This is a genomic window from Agrobacterium sp. 22-226-1 (genome assembly GCF_053522345.1).
Genome location: NZ_JBNWCP010000010.1, coordinates 1 through 24,873 on the forward strand (window position 1 = coordinate 1; position 24,873 = coordinate 24,873).

A 24,873-nucleotide genomic window follows, 5' to 3' on the forward strand; every position below is an offset into this window, starting at 1 on the left:
AAACTGCGATGCTTTCATCGTCTTCCGTTCCTTTCCCAGCCAGGAAAATGCACCGGAAAACTCTAACCAAAAACGGTCCAGTTTGAAGGGTTCAGATCAGGTTCAGATCATCAACATCGTCACACTGTTCGAGCCGCAGGAATGCGCCAACTACTTCAAATCATGCGGATATGATCCCGAGTAAAGTGGACGTGCTCTAGAGCAGATCCTGTGATCGATGAATCGATTGTGAAGTGACGGGGCGAGCGGAAGCTGATTCAACATCCACAGCGAAAGAGGTGGATGATGGGACAATCTCATCAAATTCGCTCGTTTGAGTGGTCCCTTGCAAGAGTATCAAACCCGCTATCAGGAATAAGGTCGTCTGACACAACCTTAGCCGGCTGACCGACATTCACCTCGGAACTGACACTCGGATGTTGGAAATTGAAAGCCGGTAGACCTCCCGTTGAAAACGGGGTTGCCGACGCTGACAGCAATTTTAGGGGTTGCATAAAGGAGGTGGCGTAGCTAACGCGTGAAAATGCGTTGGAGGCACGGCTCATGAAAGAATATAGATATCTCAATTTATCGTCCGCGTTGCTTTTTGTCGTCGTTCTTTTCGTTGGAATGCCGACTCTGATTTATGGCCCGAACGAACGCGAGTTCAGTTACCCATTCGCAAACATCCTTATTGAGTTCTCGTTGCCGGCGCTTGTTTCACTGGTTGCAATAGCGCTGCCATTTTTTATATTCCCGCGCGGGCTGGCGAAAATCTGGTCTTGCTTGCTAGCCGTCTGCGCCGCGTATGGTTGGGCACATGGGACCTTTCAGACCGTCAATTTTGGAGATTTGGACGCTGCGGGATGGACTGTCGAAATCCGCCCCTCCCACGCCGTGATAGATGCAGCGGTATCAATCGTTCTTGCATCACTCGTGTATTTTGTGGCTTGGAAACGTCCTAGAGTAATGACGATTATATTCTTCGTGTTCGTCCTGCAAATGGGCTGGCAAGCATTCTCGATCTCCCACTCATATGTCAGCATCCACGGCAAAGACTTACAAAGCCTTGGGGCTCTCAATCGCGAGAAAAATATTCTCGTCGTTCTGCTCGACACGCTCCAGTCGGATGTGTTTGAAGCTGTGCTCCAAAATGATAAGGAGTTGCGAGACCAATTTGATGGGTTCACTTGGTACCCGAACACGGTCGGCGCGGCTCCTACAACTTATCTTTCAATGCCCACTATACATTCTGGCCTGACGTTTGAGCCGGGGACGAAGCTTGCGGATTTCTTTCAGCATGCCGTCGGGGAGCAGTCGTTTCTCTCGAGGCTTGTGGACCGGGGATATGAAAGCCTTCTTATCAACCCAATCACGAGCGTCTGTCCCCGAGATGTAAGGTGTGAGACTGCCAAAGCTATACTTGGTGGGGACCCTACCGCTCTTCGCATGGAGGCTGCCCGTGTCTTTGATCTTTCAATTTTCCGCGTTGCCCCTCTCGCTTTGAAGCAAGCGATATACAATGAAGGCGCTTGGTTGGCGCAGATGTACTTATTCAGCGAGGAATTTGTCCATCGCGCCATTGAGGGAAACGAGTTGCTACGTGAAATGGCCTCGAGCGTTGCAGTCTCATCGTCTAAACCAACCGTCAAATTCATTCATCTCTTCAACACACATCCACCCTACGTCATTGACGACGCATGCGTATATTTGGCCCGCGAACAGCCGGCTACTCGCGAGGCTATAGAAAGCCAGGCGCACTGTGCGTTGCGGAATTTCGGCCGCCTTCTCGGCCAAATGAAATCGATAGGCGTCTACGACAATACGGTTGTTGCTATCATGGCAGACCACGGAAGCAATTACAGCATTCCGAGTCCCCGGATGCCGGACACGCCATTCGCTCTTTTGGTAGGTGCCGCAAATCCTACGCTGGCGGTCAAGCCCTGGAATGCCAAAGGTGAGATTAATATTGACACCAGAGACGCACATATTGGCGATTTGGCTCGTTCTATATGTGATATTACTGGTGACTGCATCGTCAACGACGGTGTTGCCCTGGGAAGCGAGCTAACTCCACGAACGCGCATTTATAATGATTACAAATGGGAGCACGACTTCTGGTATCTCGAGGCTATACCTAAACTGAAGAGATACACCGTTTCCGGCAATATGTTTTTGCAAACTTCTTGGTCAGATGCACGCGAGTTTCGGCGCGGAGACGATATTGGCAACATTGGAAGTGCCGACTGTCCTTGTGTCGCAACTGGATGGGGAGAGCCCGAACCTTGGGGTGTCTGGTCAACTTCTCAAAGTTCGTATGTCGCGATCCGTATTGCGCGGGAGGAGAGGCCATCAGCACTGAACGTCTCGATGACCGGGTTCGTCTTGCCCGTGGCGCTGCCGGAGCAGATCGTATCGATTTACAAAAACGGTAAGTATCTCACCGAGGTGCGTTTTACTCCTGAGGAGAATGATCGCGATCTGTCGGTGCCAGTTGAAGCAGGCGAGTCGATTGTGGGCTTGGAGTTTCGCCCATCAAACCCCAAGTCTCCTTCTGATTTGGGGTTGTCGATCGATGCGCGAAAACTCGGTGTTGGCATCCGCTCGATTTCTCTGACAAACTAGGGGAAATCCTCCAATTCACTTGCGGCTGTAGATTGATCTTTAGGCAATCACCTTCGTAGTGATTGTGTGACAGTTTGGTGACAGACACCTGCAGCGCCGCGCGGTAAACTCCTGCGTGATCAACACAGAGAGGATTATTCCATGAAAATTGTAACGTTTCCTAGCATCATCTGTCTTTTCTTGATGTCACTCACCAGCAACGCCTATGCCTATTTGGACCCGGGTACCGGGAGTATTGTATTGCAGGCAATACTCGGAGGCGCAGCTGTCGCGCTCGCTACGGGATCGATATATCTTCAACGGGTGAAATCGTTTTTTACGGGAAAGAAGCCTGACCAGACAGAAGACCACAGATAATCAAATGGTCGATGTTTTCATTGGTGAGGGCTCACAAGTTCCTGGATCATTTCGGGATCCAGCCGGGCATGTTTTCGAGCTCAACGGACGTTTATACCGTACAGTAACTGAATTCGGCGCCAGCGGCTACGAGGCCGCGCGCGATGCGCAGATGTTTCAAGACTTGTCAGAGAAGGGATGGCTGGTCCCTATTCTCAAGGAGTGTCCAGGTGGTGGCACCGACAGATATACGCTGGAGATCGAGCGTCTGCAGTGGATCACATATCCCTATGAATGGTCGTTCGAGTTGCTGAAGGCAGCGGCGGTGTTTCATATCGATCTGCATCTCTATCTTCTGCAACGTGACTTCACATTGACGGACGCGACAGCATACAATGTGCAATTTCGCGGTGTTACTCCCGTCTTTATTGACCATCTCTCTATCCGCCCCTACCGCGACGGAGAATTTTGGAGTGCGCATCGCCAGTTCTGCGAGCAATTCCTCAACCCCTTGCTTCTCCGTGCTTATGTCGGCCGTCCCCATAACGCATGGTACCGGGGCTCGATGGAGGGTGTGTCAGTGGCGGATATGGCAGCGATACTTCCGACGCGCAGGAAGCTTTCTTGGAACACGCTAACTAACGTTGTACTGCAAAATAGCTTTCAGTCAGGAACATCTGGTGATGCGACGAAGATTTCCATCGCCGGAAAAAAGTTGCCAAAACAGGCCTTTGTTGGGATGCTTCGACAACTACGAAAGTGGATTTCATCGCTTGTTCCCGGAGATAAGCGGAAGACCGTATGGGCGGATTACTCCCTCACCAATACGTACAACGATGCTGAACGCGAAGCGAAACATCAATTTGTCTCGGCATATGTCGCGGATTCGCAGCCACTTTCTGTTATCGATCTAGGCTGCAACACCGGAGAATATTCTGAACGGGCGTTAGCAGCGGGCGCCCGAAGCGTGATTGGGTTTGATTTCGATGTTCAAGCGATTGATCAGGCCTATCATACGGCACTGAAGAAGAAACTCAGTTTCACGCCACTATTTCTCGACGCCCGCAACCCGTCACCCAATCAGGGCTGGATGAATCAAGAACGGAGCAGCTTTAGTCAGCGCTTCCGTGCAGATGGAGTTTTGGCTCTAGCATTTGAACACCATCTTGCGATCGCGCATAACGTCCCTTTGGCATCATTTATCGAATGGCTGCTGTCCATTGCGCCCACAGGTGTAGTGGAATTTGTTCCAAAATCAGATCCAACAGTTCAGAAGATGCTGGCGCTGAGAGAGGACATCTTTCCAGACTATGATGCTGATAATTTTGATAACTTGCTTAAACAGCAGGCGCGGGTAATCCGAAAACAAATGGTGTCCCATTCAGGGCGGACGTTGTTTCAGTTCAGCCAATTGCCGTGAAATCCACCAGTGCAATATTCTGCTCCACTATCCACCGCACCCCCTTTTAAGGGGCCAAAGATGGCCGATCATCGTTAATCGTCGGTTAATCTGCCAAAGTAGTGCTAGTTAAATCTTCCCTTCTCTGCAAGAAGGGAAGATTTTGATGGCAACCCGAAGGGATAGTTTGTCTTATATGATTTCAACCTCGGGGAATGGGAAAATAAACTTTCCTCCGTCGGTTAGATACTGCTTCTCGCGACGAAGAATACTGTCTTTGAAATGCCAAGGTAGAACGAGGAAGTAGTCTGGCTTCATTGCTCTTGCCTCTGCTTCGGAGATGATCGGTATATGTGTGCCCGGCGTAAATTTGCCAAATTTCTCTTTATTTACTTCCGCAATTGCCGGAATTTCCTTGGAAGTAAGGCCGCAGAACTGAAGTACCACATTTCCTTTTGTGGAAGCGCCGTATCCCAATACCGTTTTTCCATCGGCGACCAGGCTACGAATAAGGCGACTTAAATCATCGCGATGGCGGAAAACTCGCTCCTCAAAATCGCGATAAGGACGCGGTGTGGATAGGCCCATCTTGTCTTCTTGTTCAAGAAGCCAGTTGATAACCGCATCATTTCGTTTCAGCGTCTTGTTGGAAATCTTGCCAGCCGTCACGGCGAAACTGCCACCGTTCACGCTGTTCATGACAACGTCAATGACGCGAAGGCCGGCAGCCGAAAGAATCTTTTCAACAACCTGGAGAGAGTAATACTCAATGTGCTCGTGGCAGATGGTGTCGTAAGAATTCAAGCGCAGCATCGATGGCATATAGCTTTGTTCGAAATGCCATATCCCATCGTCTGCCAGAACCTGTTCGATCTCCCGAGCGAACTTTATCGGATCTTCCAGATCGTAAAACATTGCGATGGAAGTGATAATCTTAGCCGGACGATCCGTCAGTGTCTTATAAGCCTGAGCGCTAAAAAACTCCGGAACAAAGCGAATTTCCTCCGGATAGAAAGACGCAAACTTGCCGGCAGTTGGATCAATGCCGAAACGCTTTAGACCAGGCGTTGAATAGGCTTTCAACGTTGTACAGTCATTGCTGCCGATATCTAGGATTACCTCACCGGGCGCCGGCGATGCGAGACGCTCAAGATAGGCGACCTTCGCACTCAGATGGTCTACCATCGATTGGTTCAGGCCCGAACGATAACCATAGTTGTCACCATACATCTCCGAGGAGTCGTAGGAATGCTTTAATTGAAGCAAACCGCTGGAAGGGCTCCATACCAGCTCCAACGGACCTTTTGTTACTTCTTCTTCTTTCGTTGCCGGAAAAACGCCTGTCAGAGCTTGTTCGCCGAGGTTTAATACGGATACTAAATCCTTTTGTCCCCCCACTCGGCATTTATCGATTTCGCTATACGCTGTCATTCTAAGCTCCTTCATGCATTTCTGATATTGTGTGCAAATACCGTGGAAATGGGCTTGGATGCACACGGCACATTGTTGAAAGATGCGGCTGTATAGGTTTCAACCAATTCGGCACGCATCTCTTTGAATTCTTGTAAGTGTTTGAAACGCCTAACAAAACGCTGTGGATCGAAATATTCCCCGTTGTCAAGTGGGTCATTCGTGAGGATTTCTGTAAAAAAGTTTTTTGCTCCTGGAAGAGTATGGATGCGCCAGCGATCCATCTCACCGCTATCCGCGCCTCTCCATTCCGCTACTTCGTAAACTTCCGGGATACGCTCGAGAATCCATAGGGGCGCATATTTCATCCACGAAACGTTGAGATTGACGACGAGTACCGGCTTTCCTAGCCAAACACCTTTTGTATCCATCATGTGATTCAGGACATAAAAAGTGGTCGGAATAGCTGTCAACATGGTTGAGAATGGTCTGCCATCGGTGTTTTGCGAGTACGCATTGATTGCGTGATCCCGTCGGAAAACCAAGGTGTAAATGGCGGTAAAGAAATTTTCATTACGCGTACAAATATCCTTGATCAGTCCGATCCTGTCATCCTCTGGCGGCACAATTGGCGTCGAATTTTGGAAAAACTCCTCAAAATCTGTAATTTTCCGTGCGTCTTCGAGATGCGTATAGGCATAATTCAGATAGACGAGCCCGATATCTGGCTCTTTATCAATTGCCGCAAGAACTCGCTCCACGGCATCGGGATATATCAGATCGTCGTCGCCGAGAATCCAGATGTATTCACCATTGGCGTGGTTTGCCGTAACGCGAAGATTCCCGAGCATGCCCACATTTTCGGGGTTGCGGCGATAGGTAAAATCGGGCCGAGACAAATAGGGCTGCACCACTTCGGGTGTGTGATCGGTTGAGGTGTTGTCGCAGACAAAGAATTCCACACCCTTCAGAGGCTCGGGGTAGAGCCGTGCCCAGTTCTTGAGGTTGACCGCCAGCCATTCCGCCCTGTTATATGTGCTTATGCAAATCGAAAGCTTGGGGCGCGGTTTCAAAAGCATAGCGCTGGTCCGCTTCGAAATTTCGCGTGCATCAGAGGCTTCGGCCAGGGACGGAGGTACGCATATGTCAGCGAGTTGTTTTGCTACATTGAATGCATAATCTCTCCAGGTCGTGACCGGTGAAGTGATTGCTTCGGTTGCAAGCCTGTCCCTCGTCTCAGGGGCACACATTTTGACGATTGCGTCGGCAATTTTCCGCGCGTCGCTGACATCTACCGTCAAGCATCCTGCACTGGCCACCTCAGCCATTGCGCCGGAATTGGCACATATGCAGGGCTTTCCGAGCCAAAGGCTTTCAACAATGGGAAGACCGTAGCCTTCTTCAATCGAAGGATACACTGTAAAGTCACACTCGATCAAAAGTTGGTGCAGCTTTTGATCGTTGGTATCCTGCTCCCAGACGATATCCGTTTGACCATTGATCGCTTCCCTAAATTCGTCACCATCGGTGCTCGTATCCTCACGTCCAACTATAACAAGCCGGAGGGGGCAGGGGGCATGCGTTCGAGCCAATTTAAAGGCTTCAACAAGTTTGAGATGGTTTTTCCGCGGTTCAATGGTTCCCACGCTCAAAATGGTTAGGCTTCCATCTGTGGAGGTTTGCGGCCGCTCAACCTGTTCCATACGCGGCGTTTCCGGGAACTCATTTGGCAGCAATATGGGCCGCACTCTGAAATCTATCCCGGATGGGCGCTCCATGTCTGCCCCCAGAAACGATAGCAAATCCTGCGCGCTATGATTCGAAATCGGGAGAACAGCGTCATATGCTGCCAATACCCTCATGTATGCGGCATGAGCCTCGGCATAGTGCTGCGGATAGAACTCGGCCATTTTCCACGGGATTGCGTCATAAAAAACTGCGGCTGCTTTCAATCCGCCGTTTTGCGCGGTTTTTAGAATAGTCATCTGATCGTCGGGCGAGAAGTTTAGCGGCAATTCGGGCATGATGAACCAGCCGTATTCCACTTCCTGCGGCTCTTCCCATTCTCCCCAGTCACTGACTTTGGGGCCGCCCCACTCAGCCAGATGCGTCAGGTCGTCAGCATTTGCCGGTATGAATTTTCTGGCTGTGACATCCCATTTTACCGGTACGACATCGGCCCCATTTTCACAAAGAGCACGCGCAAGCTGTCGTGTAACGCGTTGTATTCCGGTGTTTTTGGGGAATGAAACTGTTGAGTCGACCCAGAAAAACACCTTGCCTCTTTGGGCCCACGGAACAGCAAAGCGTGCTATGTTTTTCAGAATACTCGCTGCGTATTGGTCCCAGTTGGAAATTTCCCGGCTGACAGCCTCATCTATGAGTTTTTGCCGAAGCTCCTGATTTTCAATAAGCTTCTTAAGGGCACCGCCTATCTTCTTCGGGCTGGTAACGTCGATGGTTACACAACCTCCTCCCTGCGCTACTTCAGCCATTGCGCCAAAATTAGCGCATATACAGGGCTTGCCATACCAGAGGCTTTCCAGAATAGGCAGGCCAAAGCCTTCCTCTTTCGAGGGGAACACCGTGAATGCGCATTTGGAGTAAAGTTCCGAAAGAGCGTGTTCCGATACATGCCCATGGTGCTCAATAATTCCGTCCTTCACAGCCGCGTTAATTTGCGGGGCGCATAGAGGATGGAGATTACCGACGAGGACAAGTCTCCAGGGACTTTCCGGGTTCTGTTGTTTGTAGGTCCGAAAAGCTTCAACCAAGGCAAGCTGGTTTTTTCTCGGTTCAATCGTACCGATGCACGCGATCAACGGTTCATCCGAGGGCGATCGGTCCGATACCCGGACTTGGCTCGAAGACGACCCTGGCAAAGCCAGTGGTTCACACACTGGAAGCGTGCCGGCGTCTGCCTTGTCATAGGTTTTCCAGAACGCAAGAAGATCGGTTCCGGACCAGTTTGAGATAGGCCAAACGGCGTCGGACAGGCGCAAGTGAGACATATATCGTTGATGCGCCGGCGCAATGTGTGCCCATTCCGGACTTTTCAACGGTATCGCATCGTAGAAGATTGAACCGACCTTAAGGTTGTTACGATGCGCCCAGAACGTGATGTTAAGCGCCAAGTCCTCATCAGTGTGCAAATGCAACACTTCAGGTATGATCAACCATCCTTGCTGAAACTCTGTTTCATTCAAGAGGACGATCGTCTGGCTGTCTCTTTCATAGAATGTTTCTTCAGAGGGTGTGATCGGTGGGCCTTCCCAAAGCGTGAGGGTTTCTCGTTCTTGCCGATTGATGAGGACGCATCGAGCGGCAGCTTCATCCCACTTGATGAACCGAACGGTTTTTCCTGCTCGGATAAGGCCGGACGCCAACCCACGCACAACACGCTGAACGCCAGTATTGGTGTTGCAGTTTACCGTATGGCCTACAAATAGAAAAATGACGGCTTCATTTCTTTGGGTTATCGATTTGAAAGTCTTCGAGCGGCGCATAGGTGCCGCCGCCACTGTCTTTTCTACGGCCGGTTTTCTCAGATGTTTTTTTATCGGATCCCAGGCAGCATGGAAGGCGCGCTTGATTGGTCGAGGCCAAATTTTACGGCTGGTAACGAGTATTTTGTCCAATTGCCCATCACGCACGAAATCTCTTATTGGATCCCATGTTGCATGAAACGCATGTTTGACCGGTCGTGGCCAGATTTTACGGCTTGAGACTAGAACGCGATTGTATCGTCCGTAACGAATAAAATCTCTCGCTGGGTCCCAAGTTGCGTGAAAAGCGCTTTTGAAAGGTGCTGGCCAGATTTTACGGCTGGGAATGATTTTCCCTTGGCGAATGGAATCTCGCAAGGGATCCCACGTCGCATGAACCGCACGTTTAACCGATCGCGGCCAGATATCGCGAAGCTTGAATTTGATCGGCTCGACACCAACGATGCCATATTCTCTATGCACGGTCACGTAAAGCTTTGTGTATTCCTCTCCCCCGGTGTCGGGGATCGCTATTTTAAGGCGGACAGTTTTTTCCGGCAGGTCGCTGGCGAAATCAGTTCTATGGCTGGAAATCAACGCGTTTAGTTGATCGGCTTTTTCGGTTAGCCGAGAATTTTCTGCGGTTAATCGAGAGTTTTCGATGATGCCTGCGTCCAGACGTGAAGTTAGGCTTCTGATTTCGTCATCTTGTGATTGGGATTGGAAAACCAATTTGGATAGAGAGTTTATCTGGTAGTTGTCCAGAACATTCGCTGGCGTCGAAAGAAACTGCTCCAGATCGCAATGAGTTTCGTGCACATAATAATTGTTGAGCCCGTCGAAGAAAACTTTCTTATACCCGTGAGAAAGAACGTTTTCTTCCCATCCCTCGGTTCTGGAAAGACGAGAGATGGGGTCCAGGGCTTCTACAACGAGTATCCAGGGTTTAAAACGTCGCAAGTCGAGGCCCCGCAAAACCTCGCCCTCAGCCCCTTCCACGTCTATCTTTAAAAAGTGAATTTCGCGATCCCAGTAATCTGAAAGTATAGAATTTAGTGATCTTTGTTGCAGTGTAACTCGCTTTGCCAAACCCTGGCCGACATATTCTTCTCCCACGTCACTTGCAGAAGTTCCCCATCCCCTTGTCGTCGTTTCATAAAACGTCTGCTCACTATCTTCCGCGCCGACAAGACATTGTAGGTTGATATCGCGTGGTCGAGCTGCATTCAAACGGCTAAAAACCTCGGAGGAGGGCTCGATATTGATTCCTCGCCAGCCCTTGTCATAAAAAAGCTTGGTAACGGAATCTTCTTCCGGATCGTTTGCTCCGACGTCGACATAGAAGCCTACGGCAATTTGATTCAATGCTCTCCACAGTAGAATATCTTCACCGTTCTGCGCATAAGATATCAGCACTAACCACTCCTTCTAGACTTCACGTCATTCTACTCCACACTGACACGCGTAGGGGAAACAGAAGAACTCGGTCCCTACGGGCAGAAAATCTGCGCCTGTTCTTTTCCCTTTAAAAACTCAGGCAGACGAAGCGATATTCCCCATATAGAAAAAACCGCCATAACATGCTTTGATGCGTTTGGATGCATCTGCTATTTAATCGGTGATTTTTCCTTCAATTTGTCCACAAGCTGTTTGACGTCTTGAGCTCTATCCTTGGCTACCACCAATATCTCGTCTGGCGTTGAAATCGTGATTATGTTCTCGAGACCTATTATAGAGGTGTGTACTCCATGTGAATGTATGAGGCATCCTGCCGAGTCATAGACTGTCGCGGTTCCCATCACTACATTTCCGTTTTCGTCTTTGGGTAGTGCTGTCCAAATTGTGTCCCAGGATCCTATATCCGACCAACGAAATCTGCCGGTAATCACAGCGACGGCATTTGAATGCTCTATTAAAGCAATATCCAGTGATTTTTTGGGGGATGACTCGAATTGTACTTTGTCAATTTGAATGAATTCACCAATATATTTTGATTTTCGTAATGAATTTCTAGATGACGTTAGAATGTCCGGAGCATATTTGCCAAATTCGGATATAATTATGTCTGTCCTGAACAAGTAGTTGCCGGAGTTCCACAAAAAGCCCTTCCGCATGTAGTCTAGGGCGAGTTCGGCGTTGGGTTTTTCAACGAAGGCCTCGACGCTCGCAACGTCTGCAAATCCCTCGAGGGATCGTCCGGGCTTGATGTAGGCGTAGTTTGTCCGCGGTTCAGCTGGCTCAAGTCCGAAGACCACGATTTTTCCTGATCTTGCCGCGTCAATGCCGGACACGACACAATCGGAGAATCTTTCTTCGTCCCAGATGATGTGATCTGTTGCTAGCACAAGCACGATTGAACCAGGTGCGTGCTCCTCGACTACGAGTGCTGCGACTGCGACCGCTGCGGCGCTGTCCCTTTGCGCAGGCTCGAGCACAATACTGACCTGTTGCTCAACTGCTTCCGCTTGAGTTTTTGCCAGCGTTCCCAGGCGCTCGTTGGTAACGATAACGGGCGAGCGATAAATGTTCGCATCGGCCACTAGTTTCAACGTTTCTTGGTACGTTGAAACTGACCCCGCGAGGGGCTGGAATTGCTTAGGTAGATTGTCTCGGGACACCGGCCAAAGGCGAGACCCAACGCCACCGGCGAGAAGAATAGGAACAACCTTATCTTTCATATATGCTCTCGATTTATTGGTGGTAGCACATCGCAGCGCTTTGTTGTCATTGGGGCTATCCCCACTTTTATCCGAGTTCGGTAGATAGATATGCGCGTTTGCGCTTTTGACGCAACTGCCGGAACCTGGAGTTGCCCCATAAAAACCGGACAGGATCAGATTTCTGTTTGACGGTTTAAGAACTCGCGCGGTGAGCGATATCCCAAAGCTTTGTGCGGGTGAAGCGTGTTGTAATGCTCGAACCACAATGGCAGTTGGGCGATGACGGTTTTGGCGTCCGGAATGGAATTGACCGAGACGTAATCGCGCTTGAACGTCTTTACGAAGGCTTCAGCCATTCCGTTGGACTGTGGGCTGCGGACCGGCGTCGTGCGAGGCTCCATCCCGATATCCAGCAGCAGCGATTTCGTGTCTGACGCAATGAAGCACGATCCATTATCAGTCAGCCATTCGATGGGCTTAGGAAGGATATTGATGCGGCCGAAGCGGTTTTCGACGGCCGTGATGACAAGGTCCTGAACGTCTTCGCTTTTGATGCCTTCAGTAGTGGCGACATGGGCAATTGCCTCGCGATCACAGCAGTCGAGCGCAAAGGCAACGCGGACCTTTTCTTTGTTATCGCAGCCGATTTCGAAACCGTCCGAGCACCAACGCAAATTCGATTGAGCGACAGCGACACGACCATCGTGGCGACGGCTATCAATGGCTCCAGTATGGCGTTCGAGAAGCAGGCCATGCACCTTCATCACCCGATAAACGCGTTTGACGTTCGGCCATGAGCGGCTTTCCCAACGGGCTTTACGGCGTAGAAGCGCATGAACCCGGCGGTATCCATAGGTTGGCATCTCGGAGATGATCGCTTTGATTTCATCGACGAGATCATCATCCGCAAACGGCGGCCGACCACGGGCTTTGGAAGGACGCTGTCTCACCCGCTCCGCCATGTTTGACCGGGCAACACCAAAAGTCTCGCACACGGCCGTCATCGGGAACTTCCCTTCGGCAATGACAGCGAGCGCAACAGGTGTTTTTTTGGGCCGGTGGCGATATCAAGCGCCTCTTTGAGAATCTCGCCTTCCATCGTCTTCTTGCCGAGCAGACGCTGTAGTTCTTTGACCTGGTTTTGAAGGGCGCGATATTCGGATGCTGGAACGACATCTTCCTCGGCAGCAGTTGCCGTCAGAGCTCCTTGGGTGGCAAGCTTACGCCAAGTGAATAACTGGTTCGGCTGGATACCGTAACGCCGAGCAACGATGCTCACGGTTGCGTCCGGCTCATATGTTTCCTGAATAATGGCGAGCTTCTCTGCCGTCGACCAGCGACGGCGGCGCTCAGGGCCGGACAGGACTTCTATCTTAGGACTGTGACTGGTCATAATGGGCACATTACCTCGCACACTTGTTAAGTGGGAGATCGTGTCCGGATATTTATGGGGCCATTACAGAACCTCAAACGTTGGTTTCCCGATATCGCCGATCGAAGTAGGATTAGGTCCGCTTATGCGGCCTGATCGAGGTTCTCAACTCCACCAGCCGCTCCAGCGTCTCAAGGCTTCGCTCAGGGCAGGCGGCGGAGAGGGCGAGGGCCATGGTTTCCATGGCGATGAAGGTGGGGGCGTGGAGCGCCACGCCTTCGTTTTTGGCGCGGGGCAGGAAGAGGCTGGCGTTGGCGTGTTTTTTGAGCACGCTGTCTTCCTGGCCGAGCAGCATGATGATCGGGATGTCGAGGCGGCCTGCCTCGGCTATGGCGGTCTGGGCTTCGCGGTGGGCGCGGCCGTGCAGGAGCATGATGAGGACGTGGCCGTTTTCAAGCTCGAGCAACTGTTCTGCAAGCGCGATGCCGGTGGCGTTGAGCGCATAGGAATGGACGCCCGAGCGCTGGAATAGCCTTGCGGCATAGGTGGCGATGATGCCGGAGGCGCCGATGCCGAGCACGCCGATGCCGCGCGCTTGCGAGAGAAGCCGCACGGCCGCCGCCATGGCTTCGCGGTTTTCTGCGCTTGAAAGCATCTCCAGCGTGTTTTTCTGATTGTCGAGCACGAAATCTATTGCTGCATCGCAGTTGCCGGATATGGATTTTGTCGTAGCCGCCATTTTTTCGACGGGCGAATCCGTCACGCCCAGATAGGCCTCCAGCGTTTCCTTGAGATCGACCAGCCCCTGGAAGCCAAGCGCCTGTATGGCGCGGATGACGGTCGCATCGGATGTATTGGTCTCGAAGCCGATTTCCAGCGCCGATTTGGCGAGAACCGCATGGCGGTGGCCGTCAATATATTCGGCAACGGCAAGCAGGCCCGGCGACAGGCGGTCGCGGCGCTTGCGCAGCTGCTCGCCGAAGCGGTCGGTGCGCCGAAGCCTTGATGTATGCGTTTCGCCAGCCGACATGAATTCTTCCGTGAAGCTGAGTTTTCTACTCTTCTTCTCGAATTAGCAGCGCGCCAAGCCGGGAGGCAAGCGCTTTTGTCCGTAGGGATCGTCGCTGTCACTTTTCGGGCGCTGGCCGCACCGTCAAATGCGACTGGACAGCAGCTACCATGAGGCTGAGCGCGGCATAGGAGTTGGAAATCGCTTCCTCGCGGGGCAGGAGGATGTACCGACCGTTGCGGCAGGCCTCAAGAAAATTGCAAAAACCCGGCATCACGGCTTCCATCATGTCGATTTCCGCCTGCGGTGAAGCGCCGGTATCGGAGCGATAGGGATCGAAGATGATATCGGCGTCGAGTTCCGGCAGGCGTTCGGCGCTGATCTCGATACGGTCGCCATCCGGAATGGCGTCGATGATGGCGGGGAAACGAAACCCCGCATCCCGCAGCACCCGCCCGAGCGCGCGATAGGTGTGGTAGACGCTGATCTTGCCGTTGAGCGGCTGGAACACCGAAACCGTTATGGCGCCTCTATCGACCGATGCCTTCAGCGCCTCGATCTGCGCGCGGTAGCGCCGGTCCAACACGGCCAGACGCTCCTGCGTGCCGGTCAGCTCGGCCAGTACTTTGTAAATATGCGGTGCGCCGTCCTTGGTATTGTCGATGGCGACGGTGGGGGCGATCTGCGCCAGTTTTTCAACGGGAGTGGGGCGATCCGGTTCGGTCAGGATGAGATCGGGCTTGAGGGCGATAATCGCCTCCAGATCGGCATTGATGGAGCCGATATAGGCGATGTCGCTATTGTCGAAATCAACACCGGTCAGAATGGCGCTGGAGCGCAGATAGGGTTTGCCGTCCGTGCCCATGCGCCCGTGGCTGCCCACCGGCGTCACGCCCAGCTCGATCAGCGGAATGGTGAGGTCTATATCGTGCAGCGTCACGATGCGTTTCGGCTTTGCCGGAATGGAAACGCTGCGGCCGAGGTCGTCGGTAAAGCTTCGGTTGGTCTCTTCGGCCTGGGCCATGGCTGTGCCGAGGAGAAAAGCGGCGGCAGGGAGAAGGGCGAGAAGTGTTTTGCGCATGGGGGGACCTATAGGCGATGCCGGTGAAACCAGAGAAGGGCAAGCAGCGTGGGTGCGCCGACGGCGGAAAGAACAAGGCCGGTCGGCAGCTCCAGCGGTGAAAAGGCGGTTCGGGCGATGATGTCGGACGCTGCGACCAGAGTTGCGCCTGTCAGGCCTGCACCCATGACAAGCCCGGGATAGGAACCCCCGGGCAACAGAAGCCGGGCGATATGCGGACCGATCAGGCCAACAAAACCGATGCTGCCGGTGAAGGAAACGCAGGATGCGGTGAGGTTGACGGCAAGCGTGACATGAAGCACCGAAAGGAGGCGGCTATGGACGCCAAGCGCCGTTGCTGCATGCTCGCCGAGCGCCTGCACGTCGGCGGCGCGCGCCGTCATGAGAAGAAGGCCAAGGGCGATGACGAGGATGACGGAGAGGATTGAAACCGCTGTCCAGCTTGCGCCCTGCAGGTTGCCAGCCATCCAGATCATCGCCGTCTGCAAATTGCGAATATCGAGCGATGCCATAAGGATAAGAAGCAAAGCTGATAAAAACCATGAAAAGCCGATGCCGGTCAGCACGAAGCGCAGGCGCGAGGTTGCGCCGGAGAGCATCAGAACGATTGCGGCACTTGCCATGCCGCCGGCAATACCCGCGACGGGGCGCAACATGACCGGCAGGGAAGGCAGCAGGAACAGGCAGCCCAGCACGGCAAGGGATGCGCCTTCGCGCACGCCGAGCAGGCCGGGATCGGCAAGGCCGTTGCGGGTCGTGGCCTGCATGATGGTGCCGGCAATGCCGAGCATGGCGCCGGCCACCATCGCAAGCGCCAGACGCGAGAGGCGGAAGTCGAGAACCACGAGGGCGTCGGTTATGGCGGCATCGGTGTTGGTTGCGGTGACAAGCGACCACAGGGCGGAGGCGGGAATATGCTGGCTGCCGGCGGTGAGAGACCACAGGGTGACAAGCATGAGGCAGAGGAAAAGCGCCAGCAGAATGGCGAGCCGCGACGGCATGACGCGGACGGAAAAGTGCCCCAGTCGGACAACCCGGTAACGGCTCATTTCAGCACCCTGCGCACCAGCCAGAGAAAGACCGGCGCGCCGACAAGACCGGTCATTGCGCCGGTGGGCAGTTCTGTGGGCAGGAGAATGAGGCGGGCGGCGAGATCGGCGGCGATCAACAAAACCGCGCCGCCGAGTGCAGCGATGGGTATGGCAAGCAGAAGCCGCCCCGTTTTCAGGCGTGCGACGAGCGGCGGCACCACCAGACCGACGAAGCCGATGGGGCCGACGACGGCGATGGCCGCGCCGCAGAACAGCGATATGGAGACAAGCGCCAGAATCCGCGTCGAACGGACCGGTACACCGAGTGCTGCGGCAGCGCTCTCGCCCAGCCCCAGAAGATCGAGCCGGGGGGCGACGGCGAAAGCGAGGATGAGCGCAATCATGGCCGCGGGCAGGGCGGCGGCGATGATTGTGATCGAAACGCCGGCCGTATCGCCCACCAGCCAGAAACGCATCTGCTGCAATGTTTCCTCATTGAGAATGAGGATGGCGGAGGTGAGGGTTGCGGCAAGCGTGGAAAGCGCAATGCCGCAAAAGACGAGTTTTGCCGGCGTCAGCCCCTGCCGCCCGGCGGAAGCAAGGAGAAGTACGAGCGAAAAGCTGATGCCCGCGCCCGTCGCCGCCAGCAATGGGCGGAACAGCGGCGTTGCAATCAGCCCGAGCGGCATCACTGTCGCCAGAACGACGGCAAGGCTTGCCCCGGCATTCAAGCCCAGAATATGCGGCTCGCCAAGTGGATTTCGAAGCAAGGTCTGCAGCAGAAGCCCGGCTGTCCCAAGGCAGGCCCCGGCCTGCATCGCAGCCAGCAGACGCGGCAGGCGCAGGCGCATCAAAACCTGCTGGTCGAAATTCCGGGCGTCATAAGCGAATATCAGGTCTTGCAGAACGTGCGGCGCGATGGGGCGCGGGCCGGTGGCCATATGCGCCAGCACCAGAAGCAGCATGGTGAGCAGCAGGAGAAGCGCTGCCGCAAGCGTGCGGTCATAGGCTTGCTCTCTGAGGGCAGGGGTGCTTGCGCTGGTACCGGTGAGGTTCATGCCGCGCCGGTCCGCCCGGGCAGGGGAAGAAATACCGGCCGTGCCGTGACCGGATGCGTGAGTTGGGCAACTGCCATGTCGAAGACATCGGCAATGATGCCGGCATCGCACGCCGCTGCCGTTTCCAGCCGGTGCCGCAGCCGCCCGTCCTTCAGGAAAATCAGGTGATCGGCATATTGCAGGGCAAGATTGATGTCGTGGAGCACCGCCATGATCGTGCGGTTGTGGCGGGTGACGAGGCCGGCCAGCATGTCCAGCACCTCCATCTGGTGGTGCAGATCGAGAAAGGTCGTCGGCTCGTCGAGAAGAATTATATCCGTCTGCTGCGCCAGCGCCATGGCGATCCAGGCGCGCTGGCGCTGGCCGCCGGAAAGGCTGTCGACCGCTCGTTCCGCCAGTTCGGACATGCCGGTCACGGAAAGCGCCTCTTCCACTGCGCGGGCGTCTTCCTCGCTCCATTGCTTCAAAAATCCCTGATGCGGGTAACGGCCGCGGGAGACGAGATCGAAAACCGAAAGCCCTTCCGGCGTATGGTTCTGCTGCGCCAGCATGCCGAGCTTTTTCGCCACCTCCTTGGTCGGGTGGCGGAAGATATCGCTGCCGTTGAGAAGAATATGGCCCCGCGCGGGCCGGTGCAGGCGGGCAAGCGCGCTGAGAAGCGTGGATTTTCCAGAACCGTTCGGGCCAAGCAGAACGGTGAAGCGGTTCGGCGCGACATCGATGGACATATCCGCGAGCACCGGCGTGTCGCCGTAGGCAAGCTCGATTGCCTGCGCCGCAAGGCCTCTATCTGTGCTTATGGGTCTCATGCCGTCGCTCAAGTCCGTCACTGTCTGAATGCGTTGCCACCAGAATTATTGATGACTGTAGTAGTCAAGTATATAGCGTTCGAAAATGCGGTTTTTGCCGGTCTATTTGAACAAGCAGCGGCTGTCATGGGCTGAAATGACACGCCAGGAAGCGCGAATGCGCCTGTCGATGCCGGCGTTTTGCCGCGCTGATGCGGAAATAAAGTTGACTACTACATTCATCAATTGAAAGAGCGGTGCATCGTCGCGATAACGATTTGGGACAGCCGGGGACAAGACAGGATGCATGACGGTTCGATGATCATTGGGGTGCGTTCACGGGCGCTGCTGGCGTTTCTTCTGGCCGGGGTTGCCCTGCCTGCTTATGCGCAGGAGAGTGCGGCGCCGAAGAAAAATGCTGATGGAACGACGGTGCTCGAAACCATAACCGTCAGTGCCGATGTCAAAAAAGGCGCGCGCGGTTATCAGCCGGTGACGACGGGCACGGCGACACGCACCGAAACGCCGATCCTCGATATTCCGCAATCGGTCAATGTGGTGACGGCCGAGGTGCTGCGCGACCAGCAGGCGCGCTCGCTGGACGAAGCGCTGGCCAATGTCAGCGGCGTCACCCAGGCAAATACGCTCGGCGGTACGCAGGATGCCGTCATCCGCCGCGGTTTCGGTGATAATCGCGACGGCTCCATCCTCGTCAACGGGCTGAAGACGGCCTTGCCGCATTCCTTCAACGATACGGTCGAGCGGGTGGAAGTGCTGAAAGGTCCGGCCTCCACGCTTTACGGCATTCTCGATCCGGGCGGCATGGTGAATGTCGTGACGAAGAAGCCCGAGGACACATTCACGGCGGAGGCCTATTCGCGCTTTTCCGCCTATGGGGCGGGCAAGTATGGCACATCAGGCGGTTTCGATGTGACCGGCCCGGTTGCGGGTACGGATTTTTCCTATCGCCTGATCGGCGAGGGGGAAAACAGCGATTACTGGCGTAATTTCGGTGAGAAAAAGAACTGGCTCATCGCGCCTTCGCTGAAATGGAGCGGCGAGGACACCGATATTACGGTTTCCTATATGCATGAGGACTACAGCGTGCCGTTCGATCGCGGCACCATCTTCAATCCGGCGACCGGCAAGGCGATCAATGTCAGCCGCCGCCTGCGCCTTGATGAAGCCTATAATATCACCGACGGCAAATCCGATCTGGCGAGCATCGCCATAGATCGTCAACTCTCCGATGACTGGAAGCTGTCGCTGAATTACGCCTATAGCCGTAACGAATATTCGGACAATCAGGCGCGCGTGATGGGTTATAATTCCCGCACCGGGCAGGTGACGCGACGGGCCGATGCGACGCAATATTCGACGATCTACAATCACGCGCTGCGAGCGGATCTGACGGGCGAGGCCGAAATCGGCGGGCTGCGCAACGACCTGCTGTTCGGCGCGTCCTATGATTACAGCGACACCCTGCGCACCGACATGCTGCGATGCGCGAATTCCACGAATTTCAACGTCAACAATCCCGCCTATGGCCGCCTGCCGGTCTGCACCACGGTAAGGGCGGTCGACAGCGACCAGACGGAACAGCTCTCCACCGCCTCGATCTATATGCAGGACGCCCTGCATCTTAACGATCAATGGATCGCGGTCGGCGGCTTGCGTTACCAGTATTACGACATCTATGCCGGCAAGGGCCGTCCCTTCGTCGTCAATACCGAGAAGGATGGCGGCGAACTCATTCCCAATGCCGGCCTCGTCTACAAACTCACTCCGAATGCCTCGCTTTACGCCAATGTGGCCAAGACCTTCCGTCCGCAATCATCCATCGGCGCCTATTATGGCGGGCTCGATCCGGAAGAGGGCATTTCCTACGAAGTGGGCGCGAAGTTCGATCTTTTCGCGGGGCTCAACGCCAATATCGCCCTGTTCAATGCCCGCAAGCGCAATGTCGCCTATTCGGAAGATGTCGGCGGCGTCTCGACGGTGAAGGCCGCCGGTCTCGTCCGTTCGCGCGGTGTGGAGGTCGATATTGCCGGCAGCCTGACCGACGATCTCGATCTCATCGCAAGCTATGCCTATACGGATGCGCTCGTGCTCGAGGATCCCACCTATGCCGGCAAGCGTCTGCCAAATGTGGCACGCCACACCGGCTCGCTGTTCCTTGCCTATGATGTCGGCGAGGTCGGTCCTAACGGCAATATGCTGCGCATGGGCGGCGGTGTGCGGACGGTGGGTGAGCGCGCCGGCATCAACGACAATTCCTACAATCTTCCGGGCTATGCGGTCTTCGACGTCTTCGCCACCTACACGCTTCAGTTCGAAAAGCCGGTGACGCTGCAGCTCAATTTGAAGAACATCTTCGACAAGACCTATTACACCTCGTCCATCGGCTCCACCAGCTATGCCAATGCCGTGGGTGAGCCCTTCAACGTCAGCCTTACGGCCAGCGTGAAGTTCTAACAACGGCGTCGACCGGAAAATAATCGCGAATGAGAGCAGGGTGAACGCCCCGCTATTTATTTCCACATGGCCCGCATCCGCGCACCCACATCGATGCGGATCTGTTGCGCGCTGCGCTCGGAAGCGGCAGCCGACACCAGTGGCCAGGTTGCCGTTTCGAAGAATTGCAGCAATGTCGACGGTATGCGGGTTCTTGCGGCCTAAACATGCCGGTCGCCCTGCTGGTTCTGCCTGCCGGTGAAAAAGCGTTGCGGCGTGATCAGCAACAGGCTGTCCAGTCCATCGCCGGTCTTCGGCGGCGGCGGAATTTCGGCAAGGGCAAGCAGTGGTTCTGGGGCTGTCGCAATCGTATCGAAAATATTGCCGGCTTTCTTCGGTCTGATGCCGGACGCATCTGCTGCAACCGGAAGCCGGACCCGGTCACGCGGGTTCTGCGCGAAGCGCACCACAATCAATCATTTGATTGCCGATCTTTTCAGATCGCGACTACCCAACAAGTCGGATAACGACAATTATTGCTGAATGCGGTTGATCCTTGTTTATTTGCTCTGAGGTCTTGCGAGCCTAACGCCCACTCCCTTGGCACCGGTTTCTTCTATGAACTCGATGCCGGAAGCTTCGAAAGTAGCGCGCACGGCATTGATTGTGGAGGATTTTAAGGTCTCTCCTCGTTCCAAACGCGCCACCGTATCAGGAGATATTTGGGCCTCTTTCGCCAAATCTCTTGTTCCCCATCCCAAAGCTGCGCGAGCCATTTTACATTGAATAGAGTTCATTTCGTAACGACGATACGATTTCTGTTGAATTAGGCGGACGCTTTCGATATCGTATCAATGATACGAAAAGCGCGTTTTAAGAACTGACCATAATCAAGCTGAAGGGAGCTCGGATCATGAGTGATTCTGAGAATAGCAGAACTTTGCCTATGGTAACACGACGTAGAGTGCTTTCCACGTCCGCAGCATTGCTGGCGTTGCAAGCTGGCGCGCTTGATGAAGCAATGGGAGCGGAAACTTCGCTTGACGCAGAGGCGGATTATAAGGTGATGGATCTTTGGCGGGAATGGCTGACAGCACATGACGAAACTCAGCGGCTTTGTAAGCTGCAACAAGGCATTGAAAGTAGGATGGTGGCTGCTGTTGGATTCCCGCAGGTCAAAATCGCATTGCCGGGGAGGGCGGTGACGGTTTTTGCTTCCAGTCAGGAGGAAATTGAACAGATATATGGCGACGCTCCCGAGCATCAGGTTATCAAAGCCAAGGCAATAGCTGCCCTTCGGGAGCGACAGGAAGCTTGGGATCGTTTGGACACGGCTTGGGGATACAGTCGCGCCCAGAAAGCCGAGATAAGGTCCGACCGCCTTGAAATGAAGCTGGCGAAAGCCCTGTGGGCGCAACCTGCCATATCGATTGCCGGAGCCATTGCAAAACTGCACTCCATTCTCGTCACCGGAGAGCAGCAGGGCATGCCTGATGAATTCCCATGGCCGGAACTTCGTATCGTTCTTGACAACCTGTCAAAAGATGGGCCGCTTGCATGATGTTGGCAAGCGAAATGATTTTTCATACCGGCTTTCTGCTTTTCCTTTTTTCGGAATAGGCGGTTGAGAAAAACCTCAGGTGCTTCCCTGTACGAAGCTGCGTCTGGCCGAATCCTCAAGGCCGTAACGCTCCTTAATATCGGAATTTACTTTATGCCCAGGCGGGCAAGCCAGAAGTTCTGACCGAGCGCAAAAATATCCGTCAGACGTAAAAAACGATGGGCATTCGTTGCACTCACGGTTTGCCACCGAAACTACTGATGTATGGCGCTATATCCGTCACCGACTATTTCCACATGGCGCGCATCCGCGCACCCACATCGATGCGGATCTGCTGCGCGCTGCGCTCGGAAGCGGCGGCCGACACCAATGGCCAGGTTGCCGTCTCGAAGAATTGCAGCAATGTCGCCGGTATGAAGCGGGTTCTTGCGGCGTAAACATGCCTGTCGCCCTGCTGGCTCTGCCCGCCGGTGAAGAAACGTTGCGGCGTGATCAGCGCGAGACTGTCCTTTGCGCGCGTCATAGCGACATAAAGCAGCCGGCGTTCTTCCTCCAGCTCCTGGGTGGTGCCGACCCCGAGATCGGAGGGAATGCAGCCGTCGACCACATTCAGGATGAAGACGGAACGCCATTCCTGGCCTTTTGCCGAGTGGATGGTGGAGAGGCTGAGATAATCCTCGTCAAGCAGCGGCACCCCGGCCTGATCGCTGGTGGCGTCGGGCGGATCGAGCGTCAGCTCGGTCAGAAAGCGCTCGCGTGAGGGGTAGCCGCCGGCGATCTGCTCAAGCTGCAGCAAATCGGTCTTGCGGGTGTCCGCATCCTCATGGATGCGTTCCAGATGCGGTTCGTACCACAGTCGCGCCTGCCCGATCTGGCCCGGCCAGTCGTTCGGCGCCTGTCGCAGGCCCACCAGCATTTGCGTAAAGGCTGTCCAGTCTTCGCCGGTCTTCGGCGGCGGCGGAATTTCGGCAAGGGCAAGCAGCGGCTCGGGGTCTGTCGCAATCGCATCGAGAATATTGCCGGCCTTCTTCGATCCTATGCCGGGCAGCATCTGCAGCAGCCGAAAACCGGCGACGCGGTCGCGCGGGTTCTGTGCGAAGCGCAGCACGGCCAGCATGTCCTTCACATGGGCGCTGTCCAGGAATTTCAGGCCGCCGAATTTGACGAAGGGGATGTTGCGGCGGGTCAGTTCCACCTCGAGCGGGCCGCTATGGCTGGAGGTGCGGAACAGCACGGCCTGCTGTTTCAGCGTCATGCCGGTTTCGCGGTTGGCGAGGATCTGGTCGATGATGAAATTCGCCTGTTCGGTCTCGTCCTTCACCGTCACGAGTTTCGGGCGCTCCAGCGACTGCCGCTCGGTCCAGAGGTTCTTGGTGAACCGCTCGCGCGCGAGATCGATGACGCCGTTGGCGGCCGCCAGGATCGGCTGCGTCGAGCGATAATTGCGGTCAAGCGTGATGATGTCGGCAGCAGGGCTGAAGGATGCCGGAAAATCGAGGATGTTTCGCACCGTCGCCGCCCGGAAGGAATAGATCGATTGCGCATCGTCACCCACCACGGTCAACCCGCGGCCACCGGGCTTCAGCGCCATCAGCACCGAGGCCTGAAGCCGGTTGGTATCCTGATATTCGTCGACCATCACATGGTCGAAGCGGTCGCCGATATCATCAGCCAGAATGGGATCGCTGACCATTTGGGCCCAGTAGAGCAGGAGATCGTCGTAATCGAGCACGTTCTGGACCTGCTTGGCCTCGACATAGGCTGCGAACAGCTCTTTCAGTTCACTCTCCCAGTTGGCGACCCAGGGATAATGCTGGCGCAATATCTCCTTGAGCGGCGTCTGGGAATTCACCACGCGCGAATAGATCGCAAGACACGTACCCTTCGTTGGAAAGCGGCTTTCGGTTTTGGAAAAACCGAGCTCGTGCCGGGCGAGGTTCATCAGGTCGGCGCTATCCTCGCGGTCGTGGATGGTGAAATCGATGTTGAGCCCGATCTGCTCGGCATAGATGCGCAACAGGCGCGCGCCGATGCCGTGAAACGTGCCGGACCAGGTCAGCGCGTCTGTCATGATTGCCGAATTCGCCCCGATAACGTGTTTGCAGATACGCTCGACCCGCCGCGACATTTCCGTGGCGGCACGTCTGGAAAACGTCATCAGCAGGATGCGGCGGGGATCGGCGCCATTCACGATCAGATGCGCAACACGGTGGGCGAGCGTATTGGTCTTGCCGGAACCGGCCCCGGCGATGATCAGCAGCGGCCCGGCCGTGTGTCCTTCCGCCAGCCCAACGCCATGCTCCACCGCCCTGCGTTGCTGTTCGTTGAGCTTTTCCAGATAGGCAACCGCCATGCCAGCAATCCTTAGATAACCTGCCTGTCCCCACGGGTGAGAACCTTGTTCAGAGATGGCAGTCGTCGGAATGTCCGGCCATTGTCTGCCCTGTCGTCGCAATGATTAGCAAAGACTCAAACAGCAATCCAGAACAAATGCTGAACGCATTGTTCCGGTGGTTCGAGCGCAGTCGGTGGTGAAATGTATCGGCCCAAGAGGTCGCTCGTCCCCTGCCGGCGATTGGCCGCTGCCGGTCGGGCGAAATCCCCGAAATTACGCCACGGGAGAAT

General features: G+C 54.8%; 15 protein-coding genes and 1 pseudogene. 5 read left to right on the forward strand and 11 right to left on the reverse strand.

Annotated features, from left to right (window positions below; genetic code table 11):
• From ACQZ5K_RS17380 to ACQZ5K_RS17390, 3 genes are all read left to right on the forward strand, one after another.
• Nucleotides 1-184, forward strand: a 184-nt coding sequence (locus ACQZ5K_RS17380) for a hypothetical protein (RefSeq protein WP_448740953.1), incomplete at its 5' end; no start/stop codon positions are given.
• 359 nt (nucleotides 185-543) lie between these two features.
• Nucleotides 544-2,604, forward strand: a complete 2,061-nt coding sequence (locus ACQZ5K_RS17385) for a sulfatase-like hydrolase/transferase (protein WP_448740954.1) — start codon at nucleotides 544-546, stop codon at nucleotides 2,602-2,604.
• Between the two features lie 361 nt (nucleotides 2,605-2,965).
• A complete protein-coding gene (locus tag ACQZ5K_RS17390; RefSeq protein WP_448740955.1) occupies nucleotides 2,966-4,360 on the forward strand; it encodes a class I SAM-dependent methyltransferase in 1,395 nt (464 codons plus the stop codon).
• Nucleotides 4,361-4,531: 171 nt separating this feature from the next.
• Here ACQZ5K_RS17390 and ACQZ5K_RS17395 read toward each other — a convergent pair whose 3' ends face one another.
• The 9 genes from ACQZ5K_RS17395 to ACQZ5K_RS17435 form a co-directional block, all read right to left on the reverse strand.
• A complete protein-coding gene (locus ACQZ5K_RS17395) occupies nucleotides 4,532-5,770 on the reverse strand; it encodes a class I SAM-dependent methyltransferase (protein ID WP_448740956.1) in 1,239 nt (412 codons plus the stop codon).
• An 11-nt stretch (nucleotides 5,771-5,781) separates the two neighbouring features.
• Nucleotides 5,782-10,650, reverse strand: a complete 4,869-nt coding sequence (locus ACQZ5K_RS17400; protein WP_448740957.1) for an FkbM family methyltransferase — start codon at nucleotides 10,648-10,650, stop codon at nucleotides 5,782-5,784.
• Nucleotides 10,651-10,841: 191 nt separating this feature from the next.
• Nucleotides 10,842-11,912 carry a mannose-1-phosphate guanylyltransferase/mannose-6-phosphate isomerase gene (locus ACQZ5K_RS17405; RefSeq protein WP_448740958.1) on the reverse strand — a complete coding sequence of 357 codons (1,071 nt, stop codon included), beginning with the start codon at nucleotides 11,910-11,912 and terminating at the stop codon, nucleotides 10,842-10,844.
• 155 nt (nucleotides 11,913-12,067) lie between these two features.
• Nucleotides 12,068-13,287 (reverse strand): IS3-like element IS1312 family transposase gene (locus ACQZ5K_RS17410; RefSeq protein WP_086558194.1). Its coding sequence is split into 2 segments (ribosomal slippage): nucleotides 12,068-12,945 and nucleotides 12,945-13,287, totalling 1,221 coding nucleotides; the frame shifts between segments, so codons are not numbered across the junction.
• A 112-nt stretch (nucleotides 13,288-13,399) separates the two neighbouring features.
• Nucleotides 13,400-14,296 carry a MurR/RpiR family transcriptional regulator gene (locus tag ACQZ5K_RS17415; protein ID WP_448740959.1) on the reverse strand — a complete coding sequence of 299 codons (897 nt, stop codon included), beginning with the start codon at nucleotides 14,294-14,296 and terminating at the stop codon, nucleotides 13,400-13,402.
• A gap of 97 nt (nucleotides 14,297-14,393) precedes the next feature.
• Nucleotides 14,394-15,356, reverse strand: coding sequence for an ABC transporter substrate-binding protein (locus ACQZ5K_RS17420; protein ID WP_448740960.1), 963 nt, complete (start codon nucleotides 15,354-15,356; stop codon nucleotides 14,394-14,396).
• Between the two features lie 8 nt (nucleotides 15,357-15,364).
• Nucleotides 15,365-16,405: a FecCD family ABC transporter permease gene (locus tag ACQZ5K_RS17425; protein ID WP_448740961.1), complete on the reverse strand. Its 1,041-nt coding sequence runs from the start codon at nucleotides 16,403-16,405 to the stop codon at nucleotides 15,365-15,367.
• Nucleotides 16,402-17,445 (reverse strand): FecCD family ABC transporter permease, encoded by a 1,044-nt coding sequence (locus ACQZ5K_RS17430; protein ID WP_448740962.1) that lies wholly within the window; start codon nucleotides 17,443-17,445, stop codon nucleotides 16,402-16,404. The genes ACQZ5K_RS17425 and ACQZ5K_RS17430 overlap by 4 nt, the downstream gene beginning before the upstream one ends.
• Nucleotides 17,442-18,254: an ABC transporter ATP-binding protein gene (locus ACQZ5K_RS17435; RefSeq protein WP_448740963.1), complete on the reverse strand. Its 813-nt coding sequence runs from the start codon at nucleotides 18,252-18,254 to the stop codon at nucleotides 17,442-17,444. Before ACQZ5K_RS17435 ends, ACQZ5K_RS17430 begins: the two co-directional genes overlap by 4 nt.
• A gap of 282 nt (nucleotides 18,255-18,536) precedes the next feature.
• On the opposite strand from ACQZ5K_RS17435, the gene ACQZ5K_RS17440 reads away from it, so the two are divergent.
• Nucleotides 18,537-20,708 (forward strand): TonB-dependent siderophore receptor, encoded by a 2,172-nt coding sequence (locus ACQZ5K_RS17440; RefSeq protein WP_448740964.1) that lies wholly within the window; start codon nucleotides 18,537-18,539, stop codon nucleotides 20,706-20,708.
• A gap of 56 nt (nucleotides 20,709-20,764) precedes the next feature.
• On the opposite strand, the pseudogene ACQZ5K_RS17445 reads toward ACQZ5K_RS17440, so the two are convergent.
• Nucleotides 20,765-21,163, reverse strand: a pseudogene (locus ACQZ5K_RS17445) (ATP-dependent helicase); the annotation flags it as partial.
• Nucleotides 21,164-21,600: 437 nt separating this feature from the next.
• Here ACQZ5K_RS17445 and ACQZ5K_RS17450 point away from each other — a divergent pair.
• On the forward strand, nucleotides 21,601-22,248 hold the full coding sequence (locus ACQZ5K_RS17450; protein ID WP_448740965.1) for a hypothetical protein: 648 nt from the start codon (nucleotides 21,601-21,603) through the stop codon (nucleotides 22,246-22,248).
• Nucleotides 22,249-22,534: 286 nt separating this feature from the next.
• Here ACQZ5K_RS17450 and ACQZ5K_RS17455 read toward each other — a convergent pair whose 3' ends face one another.
• A complete protein-coding gene (locus tag ACQZ5K_RS17455) occupies nucleotides 22,535-24,601 on the reverse strand; it encodes an ATP-dependent helicase (RefSeq protein ID WP_448740966.1) in 2,067 nt (688 codons plus the stop codon).
• Nucleotides 24,602-24,873 lie beyond the last annotated feature (272 nt).